The sequence below is a fragment of the Gordonia sp. L191 genome (genome assembly GCF_030077625.1).
Taxonomy (GTDB): Bacteria; Actinomycetota; Actinomycetes; order Mycobacteriales; family Mycobacteriaceae; genus Gordonia; species Gordonia polyisoprenivorans_A.
This window is the reverse complement of sequence record NZ_CP125996.1, coordinates 642645-667672: the sequence shown is the minus strand read 5'-3', so window position 1 is coordinate 667672 and position 25028 is coordinate 642645. Positions and strand designations below refer to the sequence as shown.

23 protein-coding genes are annotated in these 25028 nt (G+C 67.6%); 14 read left to right on the top strand and 9 right to left on the bottom strand.

Annotated elements, in window-relative coordinates; genetic code table 11:
* Positions 1-277: 277 nt before the first annotated feature.
* The 5 genes from QNM97_RS03150 to QNM97_RS03130 all read left to right on the top strand — a co-directional run bounded on the left by QNM97_RS03150 (position 278) and on the right by QNM97_RS03130 (position 4718).
* Positions 278-631, top strand: coding sequence for a hypothetical protein (locus QNM97_RS03150; protein ID WP_283821549.1), 354 nt, complete (start codon positions 278-280; stop codon positions 629-631).
* An 89-nt stretch (positions 632-720) separates the two neighbouring features.
* Complete coding sequence (gene serC, locus QNM97_RS03145; RefSeq protein WP_283821548.1) at positions 721-1863, top strand: phosphoserine transaminase; 1143 nt, start codon at positions 721-723, stop codon at positions 1861-1863.
* Positions 1864-1886: 23 nt separating this feature from the next.
* Positions 1887-2654 carry a class I SAM-dependent methyltransferase gene (locus QNM97_RS03140; protein WP_283821547.1) on the top strand — a complete coding sequence of 256 codons (768 nt, stop codon included), beginning with the start codon at positions 1887-1889 and terminating at the stop codon, positions 2652-2654.
* Between the two features lie 199 nt (positions 2655-2853).
* Positions 2854-3924 carry a septation protein SepH gene (gene sepH / locus QNM97_RS03135; protein WP_283821546.1) on the top strand — a complete coding sequence of 357 codons (1071 nt, stop codon included), beginning with the start codon at positions 2854-2856 and terminating at the stop codon, positions 3922-3924.
* Positions 3925-3932: 8 nt separating this feature from the next.
* Positions 3933-4718, top strand: coding sequence for a DUF6928 family protein (locus tag QNM97_RS03130; RefSeq protein WP_283821545.1), 786 nt, complete (start codon positions 3933-3935; stop codon positions 4716-4718).
* A 50-nt stretch (positions 4719-4768) separates the two neighbouring features.
* Here the strand turns inward: QNM97_RS03130 and QNM97_RS03125 are convergent, their stop codons facing one another.
* A complete protein-coding gene (locus QNM97_RS03125) occupies positions 4769-5155 on the bottom strand; it encodes a DUF2537 domain-containing protein (RefSeq protein ID WP_283821544.1) in 387 nt (128 codons plus the stop codon).
* Positions 5152-6018 carry a TrmH family RNA methyltransferase gene (locus tag QNM97_RS03120; RefSeq protein WP_283823085.1) on the bottom strand — a complete coding sequence of 289 codons (867 nt, stop codon included), beginning with the start codon at positions 6016-6018 and terminating at the stop codon, positions 5152-5154. The genes QNM97_RS03125 and QNM97_RS03120 overlap by 4 nt, the downstream gene beginning before the upstream one ends.
* A 167-nt stretch (positions 6019-6185) precedes the next feature.
* Between QNM97_RS03120 and QNM97_RS03115 the strand changes: the two genes are divergently transcribed.
* Complete coding sequence (locus QNM97_RS03115) at positions 6186-7427, top strand: GNAT family N-acetyltransferase (protein ID WP_283821543.1); 1242 nt, start codon at positions 6186-6188, stop codon at positions 7425-7427.
* A 30-nt stretch (positions 7428-7457) separates the two neighbouring features.
* Here QNM97_RS03115 and QNM97_RS03110 read toward each other — a convergent pair whose 3' ends face one another.
* Positions 7458-7898 (bottom strand): MarR family winged helix-turn-helix transcriptional regulator, encoded by a 441-nt coding sequence (locus QNM97_RS03110; RefSeq protein WP_283821542.1) that lies wholly within the window; start codon positions 7896-7898, stop codon positions 7458-7460.
* A gap of 264 nt (positions 7899-8162) precedes the next feature.
* Positions 8163-9710 carry an NCS2 family permease gene (locus tag QNM97_RS03105; protein WP_283821541.1) on the bottom strand — a complete coding sequence of 516 codons (1548 nt, stop codon included), beginning with the start codon at positions 9708-9710 and terminating at the stop codon, positions 8163-8165.
* A gap of 23 nt (positions 9711-9733) precedes the next feature.
* Between QNM97_RS03105 and QNM97_RS03100 the strand changes: the two genes are divergently transcribed.
* The 7 genes from QNM97_RS03100 to QNM97_RS03070 all read left to right on the top strand — a co-directional run bounded on the left by QNM97_RS03100 (position 9734) and on the right by QNM97_RS03070 (position 16569).
* Entirely contained in the window at positions 9734-9982 is a 249-nt protein-coding gene (locus QNM97_RS03100) for a DUF2530 domain-containing protein (protein ID WP_283821540.1), read from the top strand.
* Between the two features lie 128 nt (positions 9983-10110).
* Positions 10111-10905 carry an enoyl-CoA hydratase-related protein gene (locus tag QNM97_RS03095; protein ID WP_283821539.1) on the top strand — a complete coding sequence of 265 codons (795 nt, stop codon included), beginning with the start codon at positions 10111-10113 and terminating at the stop codon, positions 10903-10905.
* Positions 10906-10966: 61 nt separating this feature from the next.
* Positions 10967-11716 (top strand): SDR family NAD(P)-dependent oxidoreductase, encoded by a 750-nt coding sequence (locus QNM97_RS03090; RefSeq protein ID WP_283821538.1) that lies wholly within the window; start codon positions 10967-10969, stop codon positions 11714-11716.
* Between the two features lie 29 nt (positions 11717-11745).
* Complete coding sequence (locus QNM97_RS03085) at positions 11746-13461, top strand: class I adenylate-forming enzyme family protein (protein WP_283821537.1); 1716 nt, start codon at positions 11746-11748, stop codon at positions 13459-13461.
* Positions 13458-14666, top strand: coding sequence for an acyl-CoA dehydrogenase family protein (locus QNM97_RS03080; protein WP_283821536.1), 1209 nt, complete (start codon positions 13458-13460; stop codon positions 14664-14666). The genes QNM97_RS03085 and QNM97_RS03080 overlap by 4 nt, the downstream gene beginning before the upstream one ends.
* A gap of 11 nt (positions 14667-14677) precedes the next feature.
* Positions 14678-15823: an acyl-CoA dehydrogenase family protein gene (locus QNM97_RS03075; protein WP_283821535.1), complete on the top strand. Its 1146-nt coding sequence runs from the start codon at positions 14678-14680 to the stop codon at positions 15821-15823.
* A 68-nt stretch (positions 15824-15891) separates the two neighbouring features.
* Positions 15892-16569, top strand: coding sequence for a TetR/AcrR family transcriptional regulator (locus tag QNM97_RS03070; RefSeq protein WP_283821534.1), 678 nt, complete (start codon positions 15892-15894; stop codon positions 16567-16569).
* A 25-nt stretch (positions 16570-16594) separates the two neighbouring features.
* Here QNM97_RS03070 and QNM97_RS03065 read toward each other — a convergent pair whose 3' ends face one another.
* The 5 genes from QNM97_RS03065 to QNM97_RS03045 all read right to left on the bottom strand — a co-directional run bounded on the left by QNM97_RS03065 (position 16595) and on the right by QNM97_RS03045 (position 22793).
* A complete protein-coding gene (locus tag QNM97_RS03065) occupies positions 16595-17713 on the bottom strand; it encodes a phosphotransferase family protein (RefSeq protein WP_502874982.1) in 1119 nt (372 codons plus the stop codon).
* A 27-nt stretch (positions 17714-17740) separates the two neighbouring features.
* The gene (locus tag QNM97_RS03060) at positions 17741-18433 is read right to left on the bottom strand and encodes a hypothetical protein (protein ID WP_208792448.1); all 693 of its coding nucleotides are present in this window, start codon (positions 18431-18433) and stop codon (positions 17741-17743) included.
* A gap of 81 nt (positions 18434-18514) precedes the next feature.
* Positions 18515-19636 (bottom strand): FAD-dependent monooxygenase, encoded by a 1122-nt coding sequence (locus tag QNM97_RS03055; protein ID WP_283821533.1) that lies wholly within the window; start codon positions 19634-19636, stop codon positions 18515-18517.
* Positions 19637-19639: 3 nt separating this feature from the next.
* Positions 19640-22168, bottom strand: a complete 2529-nt coding sequence (locus QNM97_RS03050) for an outer membrane protein assembly factor BamB family protein (RefSeq protein WP_283821532.1) — start codon at positions 22166-22168, stop codon at positions 19640-19642.
* Positions 22169-22214: 46 nt separating this feature from the next.
* The gene (locus QNM97_RS03045) at positions 22215-22793 is read right to left on the bottom strand and encodes a phosphatase PAP2 family protein (protein WP_283821531.1); all 579 of its coding nucleotides are present in this window, start codon (positions 22791-22793) and stop codon (positions 22215-22217) included.
* Positions 22794-23417: 624 nt separating this feature from the next.
* Between QNM97_RS03045 and QNM97_RS03040 the strand changes: the two genes are divergently transcribed.
* On the top strand, positions 23418-24707 hold the full coding sequence (locus QNM97_RS03040; RefSeq protein WP_283821530.1) for an HNH endonuclease: 1290 nt from the start codon (positions 23418-23420) through the stop codon (positions 24705-24707).
* The last annotated feature ends 321 nt before the right edge of the window (positions 24708-25028 follow it).

Here is a 25028-nt window from a genome sequence, read left to right as displayed (position 1 = left end):
CAGTGCCGCGTCAAGGGCTCAGGGGACCGGGGCGACCGCCGCCGAGATACGGTTCACTTACCTCGTGGCCGTTTCGGTGCATTGGATCCCTCTGGGTGCAGGCGGGCGGGTCGTCGCCCGGTCGGGCAGGCTCTATGAGCTCCTGTACGCACACCGGCATCGTTGTCCACGCCGACAACTCGTTCACGCGGCGCTCACCGTCGACCACGACGGCGAGCGGTGGGTCGTCGAACAGGCACCCCCATGGGGAAACGGTCCCGGGGACCGCGGAGTGGTCGTGAACGGTCCCGTCGGACTCCGATCACTTGGACGCTCGACGCTCTTCCGCTACGAAGTGCGGTGTTGGCGCGCCAGGGTCATCGACGATCTCGGCTCTGCGCTCGCCGACCACGTTGTCGCCGTGGCCGACGACGTCGCGGCGCTCATCGTGGCGGCAGTAGCCGACGTGCCGGCACTCACGTGGGGGCGACGGCCTTCGGGGACTGCCGAGATGTGGAATTCCAACTCTATGGTGGCCTGGCTGCTCGCCACGGCAGGCATCCTCGCGGCCGACGGCACCGACATCCCCGGCCTCCCCACACATTGCCGCGCACCGGGCTGGGGTACGGGCCTGACCATCGCATGCCGATGACGCGTGTGCGGGTCGCAGGGCGTCCGCGATGACAAGTCACGGACGGGGCAGACCGCAGTGGCGAGGGCCACAGCCCTAGAATTGCGCCCATGAGCGACGCCGCCACCCCGATCACCCTGCCCGCCGACCTGCTGCCCGCCGACGGGCGTTTCGGTTGTGGACCGTCCAAGGTGCGACCGGAGCAGTTGCAGTCCCTCGTCGACATCGGTGCCTCGGTGATCGGCACCAGCCACCGTCAGGCCCCGGTGAAGAACGTGGTGGGCTCGGTGCGCGAAGGACTGTCGCAGCTGTTCGCCCTCCCCGACGGCTACGAGATCGTGCTGTCCAACGGCGGCACCACCGCCTTCTGGGATGCCGCGTCGTTCGGCCTGATCAAGCGCCGCTCCCTGCACCTGACCTACGGTGAGTTCTCGTCGAAGTTCGCCACCGTCGCCAAGAAGGCACCGTTCCTCGATTCCCCCGCGGTGATCTCGACCGACCCCGGTACCGCACCCGACCCGGCCGCGCTGACCGCCGACGACTTCGGTGGCGTCGACCTGATCGGCTGGGCCCACAACGAGACCTCCACGGGTGTCGCGGTGCCGGTCACCCGCCCCGACGGCGCCGACGACGCGCTGATCGCCATCGACGCGACCTCCGGCGCCGGCGGACTGCCCGTCGACATCGCCGCAACCGACGTCTACTACTTCGCCCCGCAGAAGTGCTTCGCCGCCGACGGCGGCATCTGGCTGGCGGCGATGAGCCCGGCAGCCCTCTCGCGCATCGAGCAGATCGCCGGCACCGACCGCTGGTGCCCGGAATTCCTGTCGCTGCCGACCGCGGTCGACAACAGTCGCAAGAACCAGACCTACAACACCCCGGCACTGTCGACATTGCTGTTGCTGGACAACCAGATCCAGTGGATGCTCGGCAACGGCGGCCTGGACTGGTGCGTCTCGCGTACCGCAGATTCGAGTTCGCGCCTGTACTCCTGGGCCGAGAAGTCGGAATTCGCAACGCCGTTCGTCACCGATCCGGCGCTGCGCAGCCAGGTGGTCGGCACCATCGACTTCGACGACGAGATCGATGCGGCCGCCGTCGCCAAGACGCTGCGCGCCAACGGCGTCGTCGACACCGAGCCGTACCGCAAGTTGGGCCGAAACCAGTTGCGAATCGGGATGTTTCCGGCAATCGACCCCGACGACGTCAGCAAGCTCACCGCGAGCATCGACTACATCGTCGAGCGCTTGTAACCGACGAGCGCATACTCGATGAGGTGACCACCAGCCAGCCCAGTCATCTCGATCGCCGGCGAGCCGAATCCTTCGGTCCGGTCGCCGACGCCTACGACCGCTACCGGCCACCGTTCCCGCCCGAGGTCATCGAGCGACTCCTGCCCGTCCCGGGCATGACGGTGCTCGACGTCGGCGCGGGCACCGGCATGGTCTCGGCGCCGATGGCCGCGGCGGGCGCGAGCGTGATCGCCGTCGAACCCGACCCGCTGATGGCCGAAAGGGCCCGCGCGAAGGGGATCGTCGTCGAGGAGGCCACCTTCGAGGCATGGGACGCGCGCGGACGCACCTTCGATCTCGTGGTCTTCGCCCGGTCGTTCCACTGGGTCGATCCGAAGGTCGCACTCGCCCGCATCCCCTCGCTGCTCAATCCCGACGGCCGCCTGGCCCTGCTGTGGAACCGGGCTGCGGCCGTTGAGCCCTCGGAGGCACGGATCCGCGAGATCTACCGGGAGGTGTGCGGCGCGGACGCGGTGCCGACCACCCGGGAGGCATCGCGCGCCGAGGACCGCGCGCACGAGTTGCTGACGAGCGCCGGACTCACGCCGGCGATCGATCGATTCGCCGTGGAGACCCACCTGAGCACCGAGGATTACGTGAACCTGGCGTTCACCTATTCGCGCCAGCTCACCCTCGATGCGGACACCGCGGCGCGGTTGCGCTCCCGCCTCACCGAGTTCCTCGGCCCCGATGGGGTGCGCGTGCGCAACAGCACCGTGGCGCTCGTGTGCCGAGCACCGGTGACGGCCTGACCGAGCGGACCCACACGCTACGCTGGAGCACATACGTCCCATCCGACGCATGGGTCACGTCCGCCACTGTCGGGCTGAACTGCGCGTTTCCGCCGTACCGCCGAGCGACTCCGGCCCGCGTGTCCGGCCCGATCCGCGACGTTCGGTGGTCTAACCTGGCCACAATGCCCGCACTCGTGGTCAACCGGAGGAGGAGCAGATGCGTGAACTTCGAGTGGTCGGTGTGGACGCCGGCGGCTCCCGAGTCATCTGCCAAGACGTCGAGTCGGGTGAGAAGTTCTCCATCGCCGCCGATGAACGCCTCCGCGCCGCCGCCCGCGGCGACCTGTCCCGCCTCGGACAGATCGAGATCGAGATGACCAGCTCACTGCGACCGCGCGAGATCCAGTCCCGCATCCGGGCCGGCGCCACCGTCGCCGAGGTCGCCGCCATCGCCGGGGTGAGCACCGACAAGATCGAACGATTCGCCCACCCGGTACTGCTCGAACGCAGCCGGGCCGCCGAACTCGCCGCGCTGGCACATCCCCTGCGTCACGACGGACCCTCGGAACTCACCCTCGGCGACGTCACCACCGAGGGGCTCGTCGCATTCGGACAGAATCCGTCGGAGGCGACGTGGGACGCCTGGAAGGGCGAGGACGGCTATTGGGCGGTGCAGATCGCCTGGCAGGTCGGCCACACCGAGCATCGTGCGCACTGGCGGTATCACCCCGGTGCGCACGGCGGAACCGCCGACCCGCTCGACGACCTCGCCGAGGAACTGACCCACCCGGAACTGATCGAGCCGCGCCGGCGCCTGACACCCGTGGCGACCCCGGTCATCACGCCGGTTCCCGCGCCCGTCGTCGACGTCGACGATGCGGGCCGCGAGCAGGTCACCCTCGACGCCGACTCGATCATCGGTGCCCAACGCAGCCGCCACGATCCCGCGCACGCCCCCTTCGACGAGCACGGCACCTACGCACTGGACTTCGACTCCGCAGATCCGCACGGCAGCGATCCAAACGGCACCGAACCGCACGGCCGTCATCGCGGCGACGTCGAGGTCGGCACCGAACCCTCGGAGACCCCCGGCGACGTCGCGACGGCCGAGGACGCCGACAGCCACGCCGACGACGCCGACAGCACCGACGACTCGGCGCACGACACCGAGGACGCACCGCCCGCGCCGACCCCGGTCAATGCGCAGCGTCGGCGCAAGTCACGCAAACCACCGGTACCTGCCTGGGAGGACGTCCTGCTGGGTGTCCGTAGCAATCCGAACAGCTGAGGGGGACGATGTCGGCGCGCGCAGTCACACTCTGGTTCATCGATACCGATGATCCCGCGCGAGTGATTCGTGACGGAGTCACCAACGACGTGACCGCTGCCGGGCGCCTGGCGTCGGCGATCTACGGCGACAGCGTCCTGCTGCCGATGGTCGACACCGACCTGGCGTCGGCGATGGGTGCGACGGACTCGCACGTCTACGCCGGTTATTACGGACCGCTGACCGTGTTGTCGTGCTCGTTGTTCGCCACCGAGCGGCCCAGCACACTCACGCGGACGATTGCGTCGATCCAGCGCAGTGCCGCGGCCACGGTGCTCTACACCGATCCGGCCACCGGTACCGGCGCCTTCGCCCGGTGGGAGAACGGCGAACTGCGTCGCTCGTTCTCGGCGACCCCGGTGGACTACTTCGAGGACGAGGGCGTCCCCTTCGGATTCGAGGGACCGTTCTGGGGCGGCGAACATCCGCTGCGCTACGCCGACGGGGTGGCCCCCGATCCGCTGGCCCTGCCGTTTCACCCGCAGCAACTCGCCGAGGAATCCAACCGGGCCTGGCTCGGCTTCCGCTTCACCCATCCCCTCGCGCCGACCGACTCCGATCCGGCCCGAATCCCGGTGACCGCGTTCGCCATTCATCCGGCAGACTACCAACCGACGAGCGAGGACATCGAGCGCTACCACGCCGCGTCTCGTGCGCGGGTAACACCATCCCCGACGCCCGACGAGCAGGCCGTCGGTGAACCGAAGCGCGGCCGTGGTCGTCTGGCTCGATACTTCGGTTTCGGCGGCTCCTGACATCTCGGTCACCGCAACGGCTTTCGCTGTCGCCACGACATGGCGAGTCGCTACGACATGGCGAACAGGGCGATACCCGAACCGAACCCGGCGAGCAGTCCGGTGAGCGCACCCCACACGATCCACCGCCACACCGGGCGAAACCTGAAGTCCCACAGCGTCCACGCACTCGCCGGGGCCAACACGAAGATCGCGACGAGACCGACGCCGTGCGCGAGCGACTCGGCCAGACTGTAGACCCCGACGGTCACCAGGGAGCAGAAGGCCACGGCCACCGCGCTGGCGAGCAGCCCGAGTGTCCACGGCGTCGGCTCGTGGCGGCGCCACGGCTCGAGGTCGGCGCCGTCGGCCGACCCAGCGATCACCCGCTGCGCCTCCGGGATGTACATCGTCCACGCGGGGGTGCGGTCGGTGGTGCGCTCACCCGAATCGCTCATTGCCCCATCGTGCCCGACCGGACGCGCTCGTAGAAGGCAATCGCCGCCGCGGTGGCGACATTGAGTGAGTCGGTGCCCCGACTCATCGGGATCCGGGCCTGCACGTGGGTGGCGCGCATGGTGGCCCTGGCCAGTCCCGGGCCCTCGGCGCCGACGAGGAACGCGACGCGCTCGGCGTCCACCACCTCGGCCAGCACCGCGGCCTGCGGGTCCGGGGTCAGCGACACCGTGGTGAAACCGTGCCGGTGCACGTCGTCGAGCCCCGCGGGCCACTGGTCGAACTGCGCGGACGGCACCAGCAGGGCGTGCCCCATCGACACCCGCACGCTGCGCCGATAGAGCGGATCGGCACAACCCGACCCGAACAGGACTGCGTCGACACCGAGCCCCGCGGCATTGCGGAAGATCGACCCGATGTTCTCGTGGTCGTTGACGCCTTCGAGGATCGCGACCGTCCGCGCGCCGGCGAGCACCTCATCGACCTGCAGGACCGGCGGCCGTCGGGCCACACCCAGGACACCGCGATTGAGGTGGAAACCGACGACCTCGGCCATCACCTCGGCAGTCGCCCGGTAGAACGGGACGGCGGGGTCGGTGTTCCCTGCCCCAGTGTCATCCGGCCCGACCACCCGCACGTCGTCGGCGAGTTCGTCGAGTCGCCGCGAAACCCCGAGGAAGGCGTGCGGGGTGAAGCGGGAGGCGATCATCCGTTGGGCAACGAGGACGCCCTCGGCGATGACGAGACCCCGGCCTCGCCGGCCGCCGGGCAGGGCGGGCAGATCCGGGCGCCGGTCGACCGAGTTGAGGTCGCGGAAGTCGTCGACCCGCTCGTCGGCGGGATCGTCGATGTCGATCACCCGCACCGGCAGGCGGTCGGTCGGCGCGGGGCTCGAGTGGACAGGGTTGGGGGGCACGGAAGAGGAAGGCGCGTCGGACACAACCAGTCAGTCTGCCAAAGCCGCAGCCGGGGGCACTCGCCGATTCGAACCCGACGGGCCCGGTGACGAGTCCGGTATGACAACGTGGAGTCGTGAACAGTGCCGATGCCACGATCGACCATCTGAGCCTGAACCGCGCCACCGACGACGACTGGGACGACATCATCGCCGCCGACGCCCGGGCGTTCGCGATGCGCAACCCCATTCCCGACGACGAGCGAAATGACCTGCGCGCCAAGGTCTCCGATTCCGACGTCATCGTCGTCCGGGATACCGAGGTGCCGTCGGTGCCGTTGGTCGGGGTGTCGATGTTCTACCGGATGTCGATGACGCTGCCCGGCGGGACCGTCGCCGATGCGGCCGGACTGTCGTGGGTGTCGGTGGCCGCGACCCATCGTCGTCGCGGCATTTTGCGGCGGATGCTCACCGACTTGACCGGCCAGTGGATCGACGAAGGCCAGACCTTCGCCATCCTCACCGCATCGGAGGGCACCATCTACGAGCGCTTCGGCTTCGGGCCTGCCTGCTTCGCGCACTCGATCCGCATCGGGTCATCGGCACGGATGCGGGCCGAGCAGCCGGCCCACGCCACGGTGCGCTTCGCCGACCCCGACGAGGTGGCGGCCGCCGTCGCCGACATCCATCACCGGTGGACCGCGACCCGACCGGGCGCCCTCGCACGCACCGAGCAGTGGTGGGCGCCGATCCTGGCCGACCGCGACTCCGAACGCCCGCCGGCCGCGAGCGGGTTGCACTACCTGCTGCACGACGACGGGTACGCGAGCTACCGGGTGTTCAAGGGCGTCGCCGACGGCGAGGTGCACGCCGAGGTCGAGGAGGTCGTGGCGGTCACCGAAGACGCCCACACCGATCTGTGGCGGGTGTTGATCTCCCTCGACCTCATCCCGACCCTGCACGCGTCCATCCCCGTCGACGATCCCCTTCCGCGCAAGCTGCTGAACCTGCGTTCGGTCGAGGTGACCGGTCTCGTCGACAAGATGTGGTTGCGCATCCTCGACGTACCCGCAGCGCTCGGCGCGCGCCGATACGGCGCCGATCTCGACGTGGTGCTCGAGGTGGCCGATCGCTTCGCCGGGCGCGGCGGAACCTTTGCCCTCACCGTGCGTGGCGGTGCCGCGGTCGTGGTGCACACCGAGGCGCAACCGACTGTGCGACTGGACACCTCGGTGCTCTCCAGCCTCTACCTCGGCGGGATCTCCGCGCACGAGTTCGCCGCGGCGGGACGCCTGTGGACCGATTCCCCGGCGACACTCGACGCTCTGGACCGGGCGTTCGCGACGACCCGAGCACCATTCGCCGGCACCTTCTTCTGACCCCGGCCCCAGACCCGCGACCGAGCGGGATCAGCTGTCGCCGGCGATGATCCGTTCGAGGATCGGCACGGCGGCGCCCAGCGTCGCGCGTTCCTCGTCGGAGAGCTCCTCGAGCCGGTCGTTGAGCCAGGCCTTGCGGGCGGCCACCTCGTTGGCGATGACCCGCTCCCCGGCCGGCGCCAAGGTCACGATGGCCTGCCGACCGTCGGTGGGGTGCGCCTCACGCTTGATCATGCCCAAATCGGCGAGAGAGGCGATGACCCGCGTCATCGACGGCGGTTTGACGCGTTCGGCCGCGGCGAGCGCACCCGGCGACATCGACCCCTCGTGATAGAGGGTGTTCAGCGCCGAGAGCTGCGTCAACGACACGAGTTCGTTGTCGCGGCGCAGTCGCAGCCGCCGGGCCATACGTACGATCGCGAGCGACAGCGACCCGGCCAGCCGTTCGTCACCCTCAACAACAAGCTCCACGGCGCAAATATTATGTTCTTCTCAGGAATTCCGCAGCACCGTGGCGAGAATGTCGCTCCTACGGACCACAGAGGTCCTCACATGTGCGCGAGTCCCGTCGCGAGGGACACGTGGTGCTTCCCCGATTCTTCCCCAAGCAATCCCTTCCTCCGCAAGAAATTTCGCGGGGAAGAACGAAGGAGAGGGGAAGAACACTCTTCCCCTACTCTTCGTGGGTCGTACGAGCCGATCAGAAACGAGGCAGTGCGCGCACGAGTGCGGTCCTCAGCCGAGGAGATCGGAGATCGGCTGCCGCGCGAAGTAGGCGACGAAGACGATGGCCACCAGCCACATCAGCGGATGCACGGTGCGCGCCTTGCCCGCCGCGGTCGCCATCACCACCCAGCTGATGAAGCCGACGCCGATGCCATTGGCGATCGAGTAGGTGAACGGCATGGTGACGATGGTCAGGAAGGTCGGCAGCGCGATCGCGAAGTTCGTGAAGTCGATGCTGCGCACCTGCGCGATCATCAGTCCGCCGACGATCACCAGCGCCGGCGCGACGGCCTCACTCGGGATGACCTCGTAGACCGGGGTGAAGAACATCGCCGCGAGGAACAGCACGCCGGTGACGATGTTGGCCAGACCGGTCCGCGCTCCCTCGGCGATACCCGACGCCGATTCGACGAAGACGGTGTTCGACGACGACGACGCGACACCACCGGCGATCGCGCCGGTGCCCTCCACCACCAGTGCCCGTCCGATGCCGGGCAGGTTTCCCTTGGCGTCGGCCAGTCCGGCCTCCTTGCCGAGGCCGGTCATCGTGCCCATCGCGTCGAAGAAGTTCGACAGCACCAGCGCGAACACGAGCACGCACGCGGCGAGCACACCGACGCGGGTGAAGGCGCCGAACAGGTCGACGTCGCCGACAAGGCTCAGATTCGGCAGTCCACCGAGTGAGTGCGGGATCTCAGGCACCGACAATCCCCAGCCGCCGGGCTTGGTGGCACCCGATCCGAGGTGCAGCACCGACTCCAGGATGAGCGAGGCGACCGCGGTCACCGCAATACCGATGAGCAGTCCGCCAGGGACCCGTCGGACCACCAGCACGCCCATCAGCAGCACGCCGAGTACGAACACGAGCGTGGGGATGGTGGTGATCGAGTTGCCGGTGCCCAGTTGCACCGGCACCGTCGTCCCGGCGGCGTCGGGGATGCGCCGGACGAAGCCGGCATCGACGAAGCCGACGAACGCGATGAAGGCGCCGATACCCGCGGCGATCGCCGCTTTCAGTTCCGCCGGAACGGCATTGAAGACCGCGGTGCGGAACCCGGTGACCGCGAGCAGCACGATGATGATGCCGTCGATGACAACCAGACCCATCGCCTCGGGCCACGTCATCTGTGGCGCGATGGTCACCGCGAGCAGGCTGTTGATCCCGAGTCCGGTGGCGATCGCGAACGGATAGTTGGCGACCAGACCGAAGATGATCGACATGACGCCGGCGACGAGCGCGGTGACAGCGGCGACCTGGGCGATCGGCAACACGTGCCCGAGCGCGTCGGCGTTGTGCGGCTCGCCGGGGATGCCGCCGATGATGATCGGGTTGAGCACCACGATGTAGGCCATCGTGAAGAAGGTGACCAGGCCGCCGCGGAACTCCCGCCCCAACGTCGACCCGCGCTCGGAGATCTTGAAGAAACGGTCGAGTGCGCCCGCCGACCGGGCGCTCCCCTGCGTCGATCGGGCGCCCGATTCCGTCGACCGGGCACTGGATTCCGTCGACTGGGCGGGAGTCGGTTTCGGGGGCTGACTCGAGGAATCGGTGGACACACCGGAAAGCTACCCTGAAGCCCATGTCCGACGCAGCAACCGTGCCCGAACTGCCCCGTGCACTGCGCGCGCCCGAGCCGGTGATCATCGTCGGGATGCTGGCGTGGTTGATCGCCACGATCGTCGTCGGCGTGTCCGGATGGGGCGGCGGACGAACGCTCGCCGTCTGCCTCACCGGTCTCGGTGTGGGTGTGCTGGGGACGCTGATCTTCCTGATCCAGCGCAGGGCATCGCGCCGCGGCGAGAAGACCGCGCAGCGCGGACTCGACTGACCGCAAGACCCCTCCCGATCTCGTTTCGATGTGACCCTTGACACGTCCGTCGCAGTGAATGTATGTTCATTCACCATGAAGGGGTGATCACCCGATCACCACCGACGATTCGACGAGGAGCATCCGCCATGAACCACGAGGACATCGAGTACACCGTCGAGGGACCGGCCGCGATCATCACGATGAACCGACCCAAGCGCTACAACGCCTTTCGCGCCAAGACCGTGGAGGAGATGATCAACGCCTTCCGCCGCGCCTGGGCGGATTCCTCCGTGCAGGCCGTCATCCTCACCGGTGCCGGCGACAAGGCGTTCTGCACCGGCGGCGACGTCAAGCAGCGCGCCGAGACCGGCGACTACGGCCCGTCGGAGAGCGGGATGTTCGAGATCGGCAACCTGCACAAGACGATTCGTGACATCCCCAAGCCGGTCATCGCCGCCGTCAACGGCCTCGCCATCGGCGGCGGCCACGTGCTGCACGTCCTGTGCGACCTCACCATCGCCGCCGACACCGCGCGCTTCGGCCAGTCCGGCCCCAAGGTCGGGTCCTTCGACGCCGGCTTCGGATCGGCCTTCCTCGCCCGCGTCGTCGGGGAGAAGCGGGCCCGCGAGATCTGGTACCTGTGCCGCCAGTACGACGCACAGACCGCCGAACGCTGGGGACTGGTCAACTGGGTCGTCCCGGCTGCCGACCTCCTCGACGAGGCCAAGAAGATCGCCGGCGAGATCGCCGAGAAGTCACCCACCGCGATCCGGGTCCTCAAGCAGAGCTTCAACGCCGACACCGATCACCAGGCGGGACTGTCGAACATGGCGATGAGCGCTCTCGATCTGTTCACCCACCACACCGAGGAAGGTGCCGAGGGCGCCGCGGCTTTCGCCGAGAAGCGCATGCCCGAATTCAACAAATTCGCCGCCATCTGAGCCCGCAGCCGACTCCGCCTCGACTTCCCGCACTCGACTCCCCACGAAGGACGCACACCTCATGAGCAGCACCAACATCGCGGTCGTCACCGGCGCCGCCTCGGGTATCGGCAAGGCCATCGCCCTGGCCTTTGCCGAACAGGGCACGACCGTCATCGCCGCCGACGTCAATCTCGACGCCGCCAAGCAGACGGCCGCGCAGAACCCCGCCATCGTGCCGATGAGTGTCGACGTCTCCGATCGCGCGCAGGTGGACGCACTCCGCGAGGCGGTCAACGCCGAGGTCGGCGTCCCGGACATCCTCGTCAATGCCGCGGGCTGGGACCGCACCGATCAATTCCTCAATGCCACACCGGAATTCGCCGAGAAGGTGGTGGCCATCAACTATCTCGGACCGGTGCACATGGCCAGCGCCTTCCTGCCCGGCATGGTCGAGGCGTCGGCGTCGGACGACTGGGCCGGCGGGCGTGTGATCAACCTGGCGTCCGACGCCGGGCGAGTCGGCAGTTCCGGAGAATCCATCTACGCCGGCGCCAAGGGTGGGGTCATCGCGCTCAGCAAGTCACTGGCCCGCGAGATGGCCCGACATCGGATCACCGTCAACGCGGTCTGCCCCGGACCCACCGACACCCCACTGTTCCAGGCACAGGACGAGAAACTCAAAGCCGCACTGATCAAGGCGATTCCGTTCCGCCGGCTCGCGCGCCCCGAAGAGGTCGCCGCACCAGTGCTGTTCTTCGCCTCCCCCGCAGCGTCGTTCATCACCGGCCAGGTGATCAGCGTCAGCGGCGGATTGACCATGGCCGGCTGAGGAATTCACCGAGCACCGAAAGATCTGACATGAGCACCAGCACCGCGCCCCACGTCTACGACGCACATCAGTACCGTTCGTTCTTCGAGAACGAATTCACCTATCTGAACGGCTTCCGCCGCAACGTCTCCCGATATGCCGGCGCGGTCGCGATGATCGACCCCGTCACCGACACACAGTGGACCTACGCACAACTCGGGGCGGCCGTCGACGCACTGGCCGCCGGACTGGCCCACCGCGGCGTCGCCGACGGGGACGTGGTTGCCTACCAACTGTTCAACGGCCCCGAGTTCGCCCAGCTCTACCTCGCCACTCAAGCCGCGGGCGCCGTCGGTTCGCCGGTCAACTTCCGGCTCGCCGCCGGCGAGACCGCGGTCATCCTCGACGTCAGCACCCCGAAGGTGTATGTCTACGACACCGACCTGACGCCGATGGTCACCGAGGCGATCGCCCTGGCAGACCATACGCCGGAAATCCTGATCGGCGTGGGTACCGGCGCACTCGTCGACGGCCCGACGTCGTTGCGCTTCGACGACCTCCCGACCGAGTCGGCGCCACCACGGGTCACTCGCACCGTCTTCGACGAGACCACCCGCCTCTACACCTCGGGAACCACCGGCATGCCCAAGGCGGTGCCGATGAACAGCACGATCGAGATCTTCTCCGCTCACGACGTGATCATGCACTTCCCGCTGACGCCGGAGGACCGCACGCTCAACATGTCACCGTGGTTCCATCGCGGCGGACTCTATTGCGCGGGCCCCAATCCGACGTTCTATTTGGGATCGTCGCTGGTACCGATGCGCGCCTTCGATGCCGAGACGACCCTGGACTGGGTGGAACGGTATCGCCTGACCTTCCTGATCGGCGCTCCGACGAATCTCGCGATGCTGGCCACCGCGCAGCAGGCCCGCCCGCGTGACCTGTCGAGCCTGCGTGGGATCGTCACCATGGGAGCACCGCTGGAACGCGAAGCGGCCCTGCGATATCAGGAGATCCTGACGCCCCGGGTGTTCAACGGATACGGCAGCACCGAGGGATTCTGGAACACCTTCCTGCGTCCCACCGATCTACCCGCACACGCCGGCACGGCCGGGCGCGCCTGCATCGACGACGACGTGCGCGTGGTCCGGGTCCACGACGACGGCCTGCTCGCGGGCCCCGACGAGGTGGTCGCCCGCGACGGCGTCGAGGTCGGTGAGGTGATCATCCGCTCGCCCAAATGCGCTGCCGCCTACTTCGATTCCCCACAGCAGGAGAAGGCCAAGTACAACGGCAGCTGGCTGCACATCGGCGATCTGGCGACCTGGGATGCCGACGAATTCGTCACGATCGTCGGCCGCAAGGACGACATGCTGATCTCCGGCGGCGAGAACGTGCACCCGGTGCAGGTCGAGGAGGCGCTCAACGGGCATCCGGCCGTTGCCGATTCGCTCGTCGTCGGGGTCCCCGACGATCGTTGGGGCCAACTCGTCGTCGCCTACGTCGTGCCCGCCGAGGGCGCCCACCCGACCGCCGACGAACTCGACGCCTACTGCCGTACCCACCCGATGCTCTCGCAGTTCAAACGGCCCCGCGCCTACCGGATCATCGACGCACTCCCGGTCTCGGCGACCGGGAAGAAGTTGCACTACAAGGCCACCACGTCGGCGGCATCGGAGATGGCCGCAGGAGAATTCGCCACCCCCGAACCCACCCCCCACATCCAAGAACCCCAGGCTCAAGAACAAGGAGCGACTCCGTGAGCGCCACCACCTCCACCCCGAAGTTCTCCGCGATCGACCCGCTGAATCTCGACCTCGGTTACTCCGACGACGAACTGGCCGTGCGTGATTCGGTACGCGGGTTCCTCGCCGAGCACGTCACCCCGCATATCGCCGACTGGTTCGAGGCGGGCTCGATCCCGATCGCGCGGGATCTGTTCAAGCAGTTCGGTCAGCTCGGCGTACTCGGCATGCACCTCGACGGATACGGTTGCGGCGGAGCGTCATCGGTGCACTACGGCCTGGCCAGTCTCGAACTGGAGGCCTGCGACTCCGGCATCCGGTCGATGGTGTCGGTGCAGGGTTCGCTGGCGATGTTCTCCATTTACAACAACGGTAGCGAGGAGCAGAAGAACCGCTGGCTGCCGTCGATGGCCGAGGGCACCACCGTCGGGTGCTTCGGGCTGACCGAACCCGACGCCGGCTCGGACCCGGCGTCGATGAAGACCCGGGCCCGCCGCGACGGTGACGACTGGATTCTCGACGGCCGCAAGATGTGGATCACCAACTCCCCCATCGCCGATGTGGCGGTCGTGTGGGCCCGGACCGAGGAGGGCGTCCGCGGCTTCATCGTGCCCACCGACACCCCCGGGGTGTCCACCCCGGAGATCAAACACAAACTGTCACTGCGGGCGTCGACGACCGGTGAGATCGTCCTGGACAACGTGCGCCTTCCCGCCGACGCGTTGATGCCCGGCAATGACGATCTGCACAAGGGCCAGGGCATCAAGGCCCCGTTGTCGAGCCTCACCGAAGCGCGGTACGGCATCATCTGGGGTTCGATCGGCGCGGCCCGGACCGCATGGCAGGCGGCCGTCGACTATGCCACGCAACGAACGCAATTCGGCAAACCCATCGCCGGCTTCCAACTGACGCAGGCCAAGATCGCCGACATGGCCCTGGAACTGCAGAAGGGCCAGCTGCTCGCCCAGCACCTGGGCCGGCTGAAGGACTCGGTGGGCCTGCGTCCCGACCAGGTCAGCTTCGGCAAGCTCAACAACACCCGCGAGGCCATCGCGATCTGTCGCACCGCGCGAACCATCTTGGGCGGCAACGGGATCTCGCTGGAGTACCCGATCATCCGACACATGGTGAACCTGGAGTCGGTGCTGACCTACGAGGGCACCCCCGAGATGCATCAGCTGGTCCTCGGTCAGGCCTTCACCGGCCAAAACGCCTTCCGCTGAGAGGAATCGACATGAGCGCACTGACCCACGACCTCGAACACCGGCAATTCCGCGAGACCGTCACCAAATTCGTCGCCGAACAGATCACGCCACACCACGACGACTGGGAGCGGGCGGGGCTCTGGGATCGCAGCCTGTTCACCGAGGCGGGCAAGAACGGACTACTCGGCTTCAGCGTGCCCGACGACTTCGGCGGGCCCGGCGTCGACGACTTCCGCTATCACGCCATCGTCATCGAGGAGACCGCCCGGACCGGCGCGGCGGCCGAGGCCATCGCCTTCTCCCTGCAGAACGACGTCGTGCTGCCGTATCTGACCGAGATGGCCGACGACGAGCAGAAGGCGCGCTGGCTGCCCGGTGTCGTCTCCGGGGAGACCGTGCTGGGCATCGCGATGACCGAACCCGGTGCGGGCAGCGATCTCACCGGCATCCGCACCACCGCGGTCCGCGACGGCGACCACTACGTCGTCAACGGGTCCAAGACCTTCATCTCCAACGGGCGCAACGGTGATCTGTTCGTCGTCGCGGTGCGCACCGGGCCCGAGAAGCACAAGGGACTGACGCTGCTGGTGGTCGAGGCCGACACCGAGGGTTTCCGACGGGGCCGCAAGCTCGACAAGATCGGCCTGCATGCGCAGGACACCAGCGAACTCTCGTTCGTCGACATGCGGGTTCCGGTGCGTAACCGCCTCGGTGCGGAGGGCGCGGGCTTCTACCAGCTGGTGCACAACCTGCCGCAGGAGCGGCTCTCGCTCGCCATCGGCGCGGTCGCCGCCGCGGAGGGAACCTTCGCGCGGACGATGGATTACGTCACCGACCGCACCGCGTTCGGCTCGCCGATCAGCTCCTTCCAGAACACGCAATTCGTGCTCGCCGAGATCGCCACCGAACTCGACATCGCACGCACCTATCTCGACGACTGCCTTGCCGAACACGTCGCCGGTGAGCTGACGGCGGCCCGCGCCGCCAAACTCAAGTGGTGGGCCACCGAGTTGCAGTTCCGCACGGCCAACCGGTGCCTGCAACTGCACGGCGGGTACGGCTACATGCGCGAATACTCGGTCTCGCAGGCCTTCCTCGACGCGCGCATCCAGTCGATCTACGGCGGCACCACCGAGATCATGAAGACGATCATCGCCAAGGACCTCGGCATCTGATCGACTACCCTACGGTGACGGCGTGGTGGTGAACTCCAGTTCACCACCTGTGAACGAGGAGGGTTGCGGTGGCCAAGACAGCGGCGGCACGGTCGGCGACCGACACCGCGGTGGAAGAGGCGGTCCGCGCTGTGCGGGTGTCCTCGCGTCGCCGGCAGCTGCTCGATGCCGCGGTGGCGGTGATGGAGCGCACCGGATTCCACCAGATGTCGATGCAGGCGCTCGCCGAGGAGGCCGGTGTCAGCGTCGGCCTGTTCTACAAGTACTTCGGCGGCAAGGAGGAGATCCTCCTCGCGGCCATCGTCGACATCCTCGAGAAGTTCCGCGATCAGCTCGCCCCCGCGATGGAACTCGCCGGTGACGACCCGGTCGAGCAACTGATGGCCGGGTTCCGGGAGTACGTCGCGATCGTCGACGCCAACCGTGACGCGGTGGTCCTGACCTACCGCGAGAGCCGCACCCTCGACGCCGACGGACGCGAGCGGATCAAACAGCTCGAGGTGCAGACCTCCGCACCGATGCGCGAGGCCATCACCGCCGCGATCGCCGCCGGGTTGGTGTATGACGACGTCGACGCCGATCTGGCGGTGTTCGACCTGATGATGCTCGCGCACGGCTGGGCGCTCAAACACTGGCATTTCGCGCCCGCCTTCGACCTCGACGGATACGTCACCACCCAGTTGCGGATCACGTTGCGTGCGTTGGTGACCCACGACCGACTCGAGCGGTACCTGTCCGCACTGTGAGCTCGGCGGCCTGCGATCTCGGGCGTCAGCCGCCGATCAGGGCATCGAGTCGTTTCTCGACCATTCCCACGGACTGGCCGATCAGGGCGAACACCTCGTTGGTGGTCTGGCCGTGGTAGTAGCGGTAGTAGATCTGCTGGGCGATCGCCGCGAACCGGAACAACCCGAACACCTCATACCACCGCCAGCGTTCCGGCGACATATCGAACCCCATTGCCGCGCAGTAGCGTTCGACGAACTCGGCGCGCGTGATCATTCCCGGCATCGTCGTCGGCACCCGACGCATCGCCTTGACCTGCTCGTCGTCGTCGGCCTGCACCCAGTAGGCCATCGACCCCGCGACATCCATCAGCGGGTCCCCCAGGGTGGCCATCTCCCAGTCCAGGATGCCGATCACCCGGGTCGGGTCGTCGGCCGACAGCACGACGTTGTCGAGTTTGAAGTCGTTGTGGATCACGCAGTTCGCGACGTCGTCGGGCTGATTCTCCGCGAGCCATGCCATCGTCGACTCGTAGTCGGGAACGTCGGGCGTGCGGGCGTTGCGGAATCGTGCCGACCACCCGTCGACCTGACGCTGCACATACCCGAATCCCTTGCCGAGATCGGTGAGTCCGGCGGCGCCCGGATCGACCGAATGCAGCTCGGCCAGCACGTCGATGAAGTTGTGACACAACCGTCGTGCCGACTCCGGCGACAACGGCACGTCCGACGGCCAGTCCCGGCCGGCGATGATCCCCTCCAGGCGACCCATCACATAAAACTCGGCGTCGATCAGGTCGGCGTCGTCGCAGTGGGCCACCATCGGGGCGATATAGGGCAAGACCGGCGCGAGCCGCGACTGGATGCGGTACTCGCGGCCCATGTCGTGGGCACCCTTGGCCTTGGTGCCCGACGGCGCGCGACGCAGGATGAGGTCCCGGCCCGGATACGACAGCAGGTAGGTGAGATTGCTGGCACCGCCGGAGAACTGACGGACCTGCGGCTCGGCGTCGAGCCCGGTCGTGTCCTGCGCGTGCTCCCGCAGCCATTCGGCGACCTTGCCGACATCGAAGCTGTCCTCGGCACGCACCTCACGCGCACCCTCCACCTGCAGTCCCACTTGTCCGGCCTCCTCGTCGTTCCCGTCTCGGTCGAGGGTAACCATCACACCCCCTCGGATGGGGCGGTTCGATCAGCTCGGGACCGAGGCGCCGTTGGTGTGGCGCTCGTCGGGGTCCCCCGTGTCGCGCGGACGCCGAAACGGCTTGAGCCGCAGGATGTGCCGCAGCACGAATGCAAGAACCGGCCTCACCAGCGGAACGCCCCACCGCCACGGCAAGAAGGCCACCCATCGCGGCGATCCGGCGATCTCCCAACGCACCGTCAGCGTGCGCGGTCGTGGGCCGTCGGAGATGGTGAACCGCTCCGCGAAGTCCTTGATGGCCAACGGAACCGAGACGCCCGTGCCGGTCAGGGTGATCCGCTCGCCGTCGATCACCTCCGTGGCGCGCTGGGCCACCGAGAGGAAGGTTCCCGACATCGTCCGCCCATCGCCGACCACCGGACCCGCCGGTGCGTTCCCCTCCGACGCACCGGCGTGGGTCCAGATCGGCCCCCGCAGAAACGGGAGCGAGCTCAGATAGTGGGCCTGGGCGAGCCGCTCCCAGACCTCACGCCGCGACAGCGGCGTCGTGTATTCGAGGCTGATGGCGAAGGCCGCCCGCTTCGTGATGTAGCGATCGACGTCGCCAAGCGCCACCTCTCGCACCGCGAAGCGATCGGGTCGGGTGGCGAGGCCGTAGGCGATGACGAGCGCGATCACACCGAGAAGAGTGATGGCGAGAACCGCCCCGACCGCGATTCCCGCCACCACGAGACCACTCACACCGACCCCCCGAACGGCTCGCACGCAACATCAAATATGAAATATGAATCTAGACAGGTGACGTGCGTTACGTCAAGAGCGTCACGGTGTCGGCGGGGACCAGCGCGTGACCGCGCGGACCCGGGAGTCCACCACGCGGGCCGGAACCCACCGCATGGCCAGGTCGCGCAGTGTCGAGGTGACCGGATGGCTCGCCTGCATCACCGCCCCGAGCGCCCGGGCCTGGCGCGCGATGCGTTGTGCGCGTCCTCGGCGCAGAGTGTCGTAGCGGGCGAGGACGGCCGGCACCTCGTCGCCGTGCTTCGCGGCGACGAGCAGGGTGGCGAGGGTGGCCGCGTCCTCGATCGCCAGGTTGGCTCCCTGACCCAGGTTGGGGGTCATCGCGTGTGCGGCATCCCCGATCAACACCCGCCGGCCCGACACGAACGAGGCCAGGGGCGCGGCCAACTCCTCGATCGGCAGCGACGAGACCGATGCCGGGTCGGTGGCGTCGAGGATCTCCTCGATCGGCGGGTGCCAGTGACCGAAGCGGCAGGCGACCTCATCGAGTCCGCCCGCACATCGGCCGAGCGATGCGGATACACAGGCGAACCAGTAGATCCGGCCGTCGGCCAGCGGGGCGATCCCGAACCGCTCACCTCTGCCGACGGATTCACCCGCGGCGTCGGTCGCCACCGGTCGGGTGGTGATCGCGCGCCACGCACCGTATCCGCTGTCGCGTACTCCAGGGTCGTCGAAAGCACTGGAGCGCACCGCGCTCCGCAGCCCGTCGGCGCCGACGATCACATCGGCACTGCGGTGCTCGCCGGTGTCGAGGACCACGGAGGTGTCGCCGACCTCGACGACCCGCGCGCCTGCGCGTATCGATCCGGCCGGGACCGCGGCCAGCAGAATGCGATACAGGTCGGCGCGGTCGATCACCCGCACATCATGGGTCGACGCCATCCGCGTCAACCAGGAGCCGTCAGGCCTGCGTGTTCCGGATCGATCGACCACACCCGCGGGACCGGCGGCAGCGCGCACCTGGTCTCCGATCCCGATCGCGTCGAGCGCACGGAACCCGTTGCCGAACAACGACAATCCGGAACCGTGCGCACGCACTCGGTCGGCACGCTCCAGGAGTTGAACGTCGACGCCGGCCTGCCGGAGTCCCACCGCGATCGCGAGACCGCCGATGCCCGCACCCACCACGATGACCCGCATCGCTCAACGGTAGCGCGTGGACCCGTCCGGCGGCGCCGTGGTCGACACGAGCTTGGCGAAGCAGTGTTCACCGTCGAATCCCTGTGCCGCACACCATGCGTTGGCCTGGTCCGGCCCGGGGAAGGTCGCCGCGGCCACCGTCACCCACCAGCCGGACTGACTGAAGACGCTCCATTCGTCGGAGTACAGCAGCCGAACATCGTTGAACCGCAATCTCAGTGCCAGGAATTCGTCGAGGATGGCCTGGTTGTCCCAGGTCTTGCCGTCGGCGAACAGGCCGGGCCGTTTGGAGCTCAGTTGCGCCACCCACCGGTTGTTGAGAGTGGAGAGGATGAAGGTACGATCCGAATTCGCCTGTCTACGAAGCGCATCACCGGTGGTCGAACCGAGGTCGACGCCCGGCGGCAGCTCCGGACCCGTGGAGACCTGGGGTGGCGCGGCCGAACCGCCTTCCGGCTTCGGTAGCGATGTCGTGGTTTGGGGCCCGGGGTCGCAGTCCACGGTGAACGTTCCCGCGGCCGTGCCGTTGGCCTGCCCGAGGGTGTCGGGCGTCCGATAGAAGGAGCCGGGCGGGTAGGTCAATTCCATGGTGATGCCCTCGCCGACGTCGCTCGGCGGGATGGCGGCCGGCGCCCGGGAGAAGTCGAATCGCCCGGAGGCGACGAGCGATCCCGAATCCGCGATCGAGATGCGGGTTCCGGTGCCCGACATGACATCTCCGTCGGCACATGTGGCGACGACCTTCATCGTCGCGACCAGGCCGGCCGGGGTCGTGCGGAACTGCTGCGGCGTGAACGTCGGTGCGGTCGCACAGTGGGTGACCGTGCCCTCGGCGGCTGTCCGCGTCTGGGCCGGCGCGATGCCCGGCGGGCCCGCCGGGCCGCCGGTGGGTGCGAAGCCGGTGATCGTCGTGCCCGTCAAGGTCACCAGAGTCGATCCGACGGCGAAGGTCTGCGCGGCCGGCGACGAGTCCGATGAGGCGCCGCCCACGGTGGACACGGGCAGCGACCAGGCGTTGCTGCCGTCGGCCAATGACAGCGCCGTGATCCCACCCGTGGGGTCGGCAGCGATCAACCGCTGTCCGTCTGTGACCGGGAAACCCGTTGTGTAAGAACTGGCTACCTTCTGTGTCCAGCGGGTCTGCCCCGTCGCGGTATCGGCCACGGTCAGGTTCTCACCTTGCGCGATGACCACCTCGCGATCGTCGGCGAGGACAGCGGTGGTGGCGCCGTAAGGCGAGTCGGGTCCGCCGACCGAGGTCGTCCAGGTACTGGACTTGTCGGCCACCGAGGTCCACTTACCGTCGACGAGAAGGTGGCCTCGCTGATTCGGCGAGGCCACCGTGGGCACCGACACCGACGTGCCGGGGATCTCGACGGTGGTGCCGTCGGGTCGTACGACGACCACGGGGCCCGCGTTGGTGGCCAGCCCTCCCGAACCCGAGGCCGAGATGACCGCGATGGAACCATCGGCCAACGGCTCGGTGACGGCGTATCCGGCGCGGTTGAGAAGTTCTCGGCCGTCGGCGGCCGACACGACGAGCACCGAGGTCTGACCGCTGGCCACCAGCGACGACGTGGCAGTGAAGCTGGACGCATCCCCGCCGGGGGTGCTGTCGCCGAGCGGGTAGGACTTGGTCCACACCGCGTGCGCGCTGTTGTCCACCTTCATGATGGACAACCCACCATCGGTGAACGATCGCAGGTAGGCGCCGTCGGTGTTGAGTGCGATCTCGTAGGCCCCGGGCGACGGGTTGTCGGCGGTGGCAACGACGGAGCCGGTCGAGGTGTCGAAGAAGGTGATGGTCGACTGGTCATAGCAAGCGATCCGGCCGTTGACGATCGTGTCCGAGCAGCCCTGGACGGTTCGCGACGATGTCCAGTGCTTGCCGGTCTCGGTGTCGACGCCGGCCAGCGTGCGGCCCGACGAGGACGGGTCACTGACGAAGGTCACCAGCGTGTGCTCGTCGTGGACCGCACCGAGCGAAAGGTACTGGGCCCTGCTCGGGTCGGGCGAGACGAACTGCTCACCACCCAGTTGCGAGGCGCCGACCTGCCACTTCGCCGTCGGCGCGGTCGGGAACGTGCCGGTGAGTTGCCCGTCGAGCGGGGCGGCGTGGCTCGAGTCGTCGTGGCGGCTGGTCCACCAGACGAGTCCGCCGGCGACCAATCCGGCCACGCAGACGAGGGCGACAGCGGTCAGAATCCACGGCAGCGCACGGCGCCGACGGGGTGGCGTCATGCCGGGAGGCCGGGCCGGGAATCCGCCGCTCGGATATCCGGGCGGCATCCCCGATGGCACCCCGGGAGGTGGTCCGGAATACGGGCCCGACGGCGGGCCGAAATATCCGGCGCCCGCCGGCGGCATCGGTCGCGCCATGGTCGGCTGATACGCCGCCTGCGGCCCGGTGACCGGTGGAGGCGGTGGCGGTACCGGAGACTGAGGGCCCAGCGTCGTGGGCGGCGCGGGACGCGCGATGAACTCCGTCGCGTCCGAGGCGTTGTCGCCGGCGAGTTCATCCGAGTCGGACATCGTTTCAGTTAAGCCGAGTTGGACCTCGACGTTGCAGCGTCGACTGTCATCCGATCGGACCATTTCTGCGCACCGTGACCCGTGTCGAGGCCCATACGCACAGCAGTACCCACAAGGCGCCGCACGCCCAGCCGGCGAGCACATCGGTGGTCCAGTGCACGCCGAGGTACACCCGGGTCACGCCGATCGCGAACGACAACGCGGGCGCGGCGAGCAACACCCACCGGTGGCCCCTGACCCACGGACTGAGGCGGTAGGCGACGACGGCGAGCAGGCAGAAGACGACCATCGACATCATCGCGTGCCCACTCGGAAACGAATAACTCTCGATGTGCAACAGCCGGTCGGTGACCGGCGGACGACTCCGCGCGACAACGTGTTTGAACGTCACCATCACCGCCGCGCCGACCAATGACCCGACGGTCAGCAGCACCGCCTCGTCCACGTGGCGTCGAATCATCAGCCAGACGACCACCACCGTGCAGATGACCGTCATCGTCAGCGAGTTCCCGAAGAAGGTGACGACATGCGCCACCCCGATCCACGGCTGCGACCTGCCCTCGACCATCCAGTTGGTGACATCGTCGTCGATCCGAAGCCGTTCGAAGGCAAGCGTGGCCGTCATGACGCCACCTTACTGATCGGCTGTCACGGTTCCTCCGGATGATCGCGAACCCTCCCCTCGATGGTCGAGGTGCTTGCTCCGGATGATCGCGGACTTCTCCCCTCGATGGTCGAGGTGCGAGCCGCGTGCGGCGAGCCTCGAGACCTGGCGAGAACAACAGCCTCCCAACCATATCCACCGTCGCACGACCTGAACGCGAGCCGAATGTGCAGACGCCCCCGCTGCACCAGCCGCGTCTGCATAGTGGAGCCGCGGACACATCACTCATGACAGTCCAGGCGCCCTCCCCCCGATGGTCGAGCACCCCTCTCCGCCGATGCTCGAGCGCCATTCTCCTCGATGGTCGAGAACTGTTCCCCCTCGATGGTCGAGAACTGTTCCCCCTCGATGGTCGAGGTGCGAGCCGCGTGCTGCGAGCCTCGAGACCCGGCGAGACAACAAGCCCCCCAACCACATCGACAGCAACACAAACGAAACCCGCACCCCCTACCACACCCCACCGACAGAAAACTGGCGCCGAAACACGTTGTCCACAACCAGAATTCACCAAAACACCCCTTGCGTCGAACACCCTGGCGAGGTAGACTGGACCCATCACACCGATCAGCCACCGGGGAGGGGCCCATGATCGACACCTCCACAATTCTTGACGTCAAAGATGTTGACGCCGCGGAAGTTTTCGCCGCCATCGTCACCCAACTCAGCGACCTGCAATGGAATCCGGACATGACCGGCCCCCAAGCTTTCGGTGCGATGAAACAAGTCCTGTTGTTGCGGAACCTGGTTGATCACCACGCCACCACCCTCACCGGCGAACTGGACCGACTGGGCGTGGCCGACCACAAAACCACCCGGCTGCGGGAACTGTTGATCAGCATGGGTTTCGCGACCTCGGTCGCAGGTCGGTACGTGCGGATCTCGGCCACCAGCGATGTCGATCTGTTGTTGGCGCATGCCGCGGACGGGTCCATCTCGTCCGAACACACCGACGCCATCGTCCGCGGACTGGGCCACATCGACACCCGCTCTCCCGAACCTATGGACACCGTCCAACGGTGCGAGTTTCTGCGGAAACTGCTGTCGCACTATTTCGCCGGCTTCACCCCCGCCGAGATCATTCTCTACGCCCGGCAGTTGGGTAACGAGTTGGCGGCCGACACACCTGGCGGGTTACCAGCCGCCGAAGACAAGACGATCAACTCCTACACCGACCGCATCACCGACGACGGACGGCTGGAAATCTCGGCGAACCTCGACATCATCGCCGGCGAAAAGACCCGCACCCTGATGGAAACCTTGTCGGCGCCCAAGCCTCAACCCGATGGGTCCCCGGATCCGCGGACACCCGAACAGATCTGCGCTGCCGCGTTCGAAACCATCGTGGAGTTGGCGGCACAAGGACTAGCGGACACCACCTTCTCCGCCAAACCGACCAACGGGTTGTTGTGGACCTGGTCAGCCGACAACCCGGCACTCGGCGGCGAGTTACAGAATATGGGTGCCATCACCGAAGCCACCGCCAAACTGCTGTCCTGTGACACCACCATCACCAAAATCGTGCTCGACCCCAACGGTGTACCGCTCAGTGTTGGTGAAGAGAAACGCTTCTTCACCCCCGGGCAACGCAAAGCCTTACTCGTCCGGGACCGCGGGTGCATCACATGCGGTGCCCACGCCGGACGCTGCCAAGCACACCACGTGCACCACTGGAGCGATGGCGGGCCCACCGACCTCGACAACGGCTGCCTCCTGTGCACCAGCTGCCACGACGACGTCCACCACCACGGCTGGGACATCATCATCGGATTCGACCGACACCCCTGGCTCATCCCACCCGCCAGCATCGACCCGCAACGACAACCAGTGCCGTCCTATCACCGCCGCACCATGCGACTCGACGACGCAGCAGCCTGACCTACCCTGCCCCACTACCTGAATCCCCGCACCCGGCCTGGCCGGGACCGCATCTGATCTTTGAAAACTCCATAGAGAAACCCACCCGGTGGTCGAGGTGTTCGAGTGTCCGTGGCCCGGAATTCCGTCGGCACAAGGGGTCTCGAGGCTCGTCGCTGGCGCTCCTCGGCACCTCGACCACCGGGATGGGAAGGGTCGCCGGGTGGGAAGGGCTAAGCATCCTTCGATGCATCGTCACCCCCCGCTGGTCGAGGTGTGAGCCGCGTGCGGCGAGCCTCGAGACCACCAGCGCCGGCGCTGGATTCGAATCACCTGGCCCGG

Bases quoted from the DNA above. Each gene is read 5' to 3' on its own strand.
- serC (WP_283821548.1), top strand. From the start codon at position 721: ATGAGCGACGCCGCCACCCCGATCACCCTGCCCGCCGACCTGCTGCCC.
- sepH (WP_283821546.1), top strand. From the start codon at position 2,854: ATGCGTGAACTTCGAGTGGTCGGTGTGGACGCCGGCGGCTCCCGAGTC.
- QNM97_RS03130 (WP_283821545.1), top strand. From the start codon at position 3,933: ATGTCGGCGCGCGCAGTCACACTCTGGTTCATCGATACCGATGATCCC.
- QNM97_RS03125 (WP_283821544.1), bottom strand. From the start codon at position 5,155: ATGAGCGATTCGGGTGAGCGCACCACCGACCGCACCCCCGCGTGGACG.
- QNM97_RS03100 (WP_283821540.1), top strand. From the start codon at position 9,734: ATGTCCGACGCAGCAACCGTGCCCGAACTGCCCCGTGCACTGCGCGCG.
- QNM97_RS03095 (WP_283821539.1), top strand. From the start codon at position 10,111: ATGAACCACGAGGACATCGAGTACACCGTCGAGGGACCGGCCGCGATC.
- QNM97_RS03090 (WP_283821538.1), top strand. From the start codon at position 10,967: ATGAGCAGCACCAACATCGCGGTCGTCACCGGCGCCGCCTCGGGTATC.
- QNM97_RS03085 (WP_283821537.1), top strand. From the start codon at position 11,746: ATGAGCACCAGCACCGCGCCCCACGTCTACGACGCACATCAGTACCGT.
- QNM97_RS03075 (WP_283821535.1), top strand. From the start codon at position 14,678: ATGAGCGCACTGACCCACGACCTCGAACACCGGCAATTCCGCGAGACC.
- QNM97_RS03065 (WP_502874982.1), bottom strand. From the start codon at position 17,713: ATGGTTACCCTCGACCGAGACGGGAACGACGAGGAGGCCGGACAAGTG.
- QNM97_RS03055 (WP_283821533.1), bottom strand. From the start codon at position 19,636: ATGCGGGTCATCGTGGTGGGTGCGGGCATCGGCGGTCTCGCGATCGCG.
- QNM97_RS03050 (WP_283821532.1), bottom strand. From the start codon at position 22,168: ATGTCCGACTCGGATGAACTCGCCGGCGACAACGCCTCGGACGCGACG.
- QNM97_RS03045 (WP_283821531.1), bottom strand. From the start codon at position 22,793: ATGACGGCCACGCTTGCCTTCGAACGGCTTCGGATCGACGACGATGTC.
- QNM97_RS03040 (WP_283821530.1), top strand. From the start codon at position 23,418: ATGATCGACACCTCCACAATTCTTGACGTCAAAGATGTTGACGCCGCG.